Below are 3,417 nucleotides of genomic sequence, written 5' to 3' on the forward strand. Positions count from 1 at the left end.
TTCTCTGTAGAATTCGGCACATCCATCCTGAAAGAATAGTATTGATTTGAGATAGTATTTCAGATCTCGACTACTGCGTGGGGCTTCCTCAATACGGATACGTTAATTGAAGTATTATTCGGCTTACCAAATATCAAAATATAAGTACCATTCTCCAGAATGGAAGACTGATTGTTCAGAATGCCTGAACAGAATTGGTCCCGCGAAACGAGTCGACGCACGGTCCTCAAGACAACTGCGGCTTCGATCGCCGGGCTCTCAGGAGTGGGGAGTTCGCTGGTATCTCCCGGTCGAAGTGCCGAGGGGTCGGATCCACAGCCAGTCACCGATCCCGAGCCTGCGCCTGCGCCGGACCTTTACATTGGCCCGGACCTCCAAGAGTTCAACTGGCTCGTGCTGTTGGGCAATGAGCGAGATTCGATGGCCGATGCACTCACCGGGTACGTCGAGGAGGCGACAGTCGATCGCGGCCAGAAGCGCGCGGCCCGCGAGTCGCTGAAAGACATCTGGGCAGATGTCGAAATTAAATCCCAGACCAAGCCCTGGCACGTCATCCAGAAGCAACAAGAGAAACGGAAGCACAAGCGGAACAAAAACCGGAAGCAAGCACGGAAACACCGTAAGCACGAGCGAGAAACGAAACGACCAGAGAAGGAGGGGAAAACCACGCTATATACGCTCAAGAGCGGGAGATCGAACGTCAAACGGGCGTTGAAAGATGCCGAATCGAAAGTACGTGAATCGAAGGGCATCCGAACGACCAGTGTGGGAGAGGAAGACGCGGCCGCTCTCTCAGAATTGTCGGATGTTATTGGTTCCGGCATGATAGCCGACGATATGATGGAGGAAAAGAAATTTAAGCCAATGTGGAATCCAGATTCGAGTCATTACCAAATGACAAGGGCAGCAGTCAAAAATTTGGAGTATTTCGGTCCTCAGCCGAGTGCAGATCAAATTGGGGAGTGGTCTAAATGGCCTGACAGACCAAGTGAACACGATGAAATAAATTACAACTTAGTTGTCCCGGATTGGTTCCCAATCGGTGTATTCCCGGAAGACGGCGCGAAAGCATACGCACATGCGTTTAATCCACACTATTCGGCACTAGATTATATTACTGGTTCCACGGTGCCGGCAGGAGAAGGGCCGAAATTCGTGAATCAGTACATGTCTACGGCAGTCACTGACGAGAGCTATAAGCACCTATCCTTTGCTTGTCACATCATCGAAGATCTGGCCGTTCCGTTTCATACTGGTGCATGGGTAAGAGGCACACTCGCCTCGAATGCACAATCGAAGTACGAAAACGCAGTGAATGCGTACATTGACAACGAGTATAGCGAAGAGTTAGAAAACATCGACGACGAATGTGAAGTTCCGGATTCAGCGATCTGGGACCCTGACAGCAAGTGGGTGAAACATGCGAAGAATATGGCAAACAACTCAACCGATTACGCCCACTCTTTTGCGACAAAGATAGCAGAATCTGATGACGATTCGCCATCAGAATTGATCGAGTCATGTGGGATCGAAGACGAGACAGAACAACTTATCGACTGGGCAACTAAATACGCCATGGGACTGATGGCGGAATTCGACGATCAAACCCCGTTTAACTAATACTATTGAACAACGGGAAGGCCATTCCAAGAATGGAACGAACCTACATATCGTATACTATGCTTGCATTTCTCGGAGCGACCATCGTTACCAGTGGCTGTTTAGGAGTCTTTACCAGTGACGGGCCACCCAGCCAGTTCAACGTCACCTTCGAGGAGCCGACAACTGGCGTTGTCTTCTCGAACCTCTCTTATGCTGGACACACGCACAACCAATTGTCATACTCGATCGAAAATATCTCAGACGAGGAATCTCTTGATCGGATTCAGTATTATGAGAAACGAGATGAAGAATGGGAGAAATTGCGTGAGAGAAATTATACAGTAGGATATTATTCTATTGGGCTCAATGGTCCTGTGAGTGAATCAACTCCCCCGAGAAGTTACCAGATTCAAGCCTGGAACGAAACCAAGGGTGTTCTGGACACGATCAACGTCACGATCCGCAATGAAGGAGGCGGAGGATGGTTCTCATGAGAACGGGAGAACAGGCGGCAGTTCAGCAGAACCCACTGGCGAACAGTAGTGACTTGGTTAATGATACCCAAGCAGTCCTCGAAAAAACGACACGGTACTCAATGGGCCTTATCGAAGAGTTAGACCCGCCGATCTATGTCTGAGCAATAGTAATACAACCAATTATGTTTGGAATTGGACATAACGATTGGCTAATAGCCATCGTGGTCAGCAGTGCTATCGCTCTCACTGGCTGCGCAGGAGTCCAGATGGAAGTCGACGAATCACCTGGCCCACAGGAAATCGCCTCTAACCTCACTATCGGTGAGCCGACGACCAATGAGGTATTTGACGATATATATTGTATCGGGAGTGTCTCAGAACTCGGTGGGGAAGCAGGGTTCAAGATAGCGAACCAAACAGGAGAATTCACTTCATTGAGAGTGATTCGAACGCAAACGAACAAGACACAAGTACACGATCTGGTGATCCGAGGTGAGTTCGGCCCGGATGATACGTTTGGTTTAGAAACACCAATCTTACCAAGTGTTGATAGATACCGGTATCGAGTCAAGGCACTGAACGAGTCAGGTGGCGTCATTGATGCGGTCAACATCACGATCGCAGATACGTAACCGCCAAAATACTGCAATGAGTCTCTTCAACAATGGCTATTGAGTGAATGACGACCACAAGACGATGAATAATATAGGAGTCCTCCTGCTATCGACGTTCCTCTGCGGTATTCTCATGACTAGTGGCTGCCTGGGCGTGTTTAGCAGTGACGGCCCTCCGAGTCAATACAACGTCACCTTCGATGAGCCAACGACAGGAACCGTCTTCTCGAATCTCTCTTATTCATCCAATCAGCATAACCAGCTCAGCTATACTGTGGAAAATGTATCAGACGAAGAGTCGTTAGATAGCCTGCAAGTATACTGGGAAAAAGACAGCGAATATAAATTATACTACCATCGAAATATAACGTCCGAATACATCGATTTCGACATTGGTGCCCCCATAGACCAATCCGATCCACCAGAACGCTACCAGATACGTGCCTGGAACGAAACGGATGGCGTCTTGGACAAGATCAACGTCACGATTCGTAATGAAGGGGGTGGAAGACTGTTCTCTTGATGTCGTCATCGTGGACTGAAGTTCCGATGATCCGGTACAGGACTCCTCGTGAGCCACGAACATTGTGATCGCAACGACGCACGACCGCCGACGTGGGCGCCCGACAGAACACGAACCACGAGTATGACATCCTCCCCGTCGTTCACGACGGGGTTTCCTCCGTGGGAGTCTCAGCCGGTCTATGAATCCCCGGAAGCAATAT

4 protein-coding genes are annotated in these 3,417 nt (G+C 49.3%); all 4 read left to right on the plus strand.

Annotated elements, in window-relative coordinates; genetic code table 11:
• Positions 1-420 precede the first annotated feature (420 nt).
• Positions 421-1,620: a phospholipase C/P1 nuclease family protein gene (locus E3374_RS14275; RefSeq protein WP_136689629.1), complete on the plus strand. Its 1,200-nt coding sequence runs from the start codon at positions 421-423 to the stop codon at positions 1,618-1,620.
• 32 nt (positions 1,621-1,652) lie between these two features.
• On the plus strand, positions 1,653-2,096 hold the full coding sequence (locus E3374_RS14280; RefSeq protein ID WP_136689630.1) for a hypothetical protein: 444 nt from the start codon (positions 1,653-1,655) through the stop codon (positions 2,094-2,096).
• Between the two features lie 248 nt (positions 2,097-2,344).
• A complete protein-coding gene (locus E3374_RS14285; RefSeq protein WP_136689631.1) occupies positions 2,345-2,710 on the plus strand; it encodes a hypothetical protein in 366 nt (121 codons plus the stop codon).
• Between the two features lie 43 nt (positions 2,711-2,753).
• Entirely contained in the window at positions 2,754-3,215 is a 462-nt protein-coding gene (locus E3374_RS14290) for a hypothetical protein (protein WP_136689632.1), read from the plus strand.
• Positions 3,216-3,417: the final 202 nt, after the last annotated feature.

This window comes from Halorhabdus amylolytica (assembly GCF_004944975.1).
Taxonomy (GTDB): Archaea; Halobacteriota; Halobacteria; order Halobacteriales; family Haloarculaceae; genus Halorhabdus; species Halorhabdus amylolytica.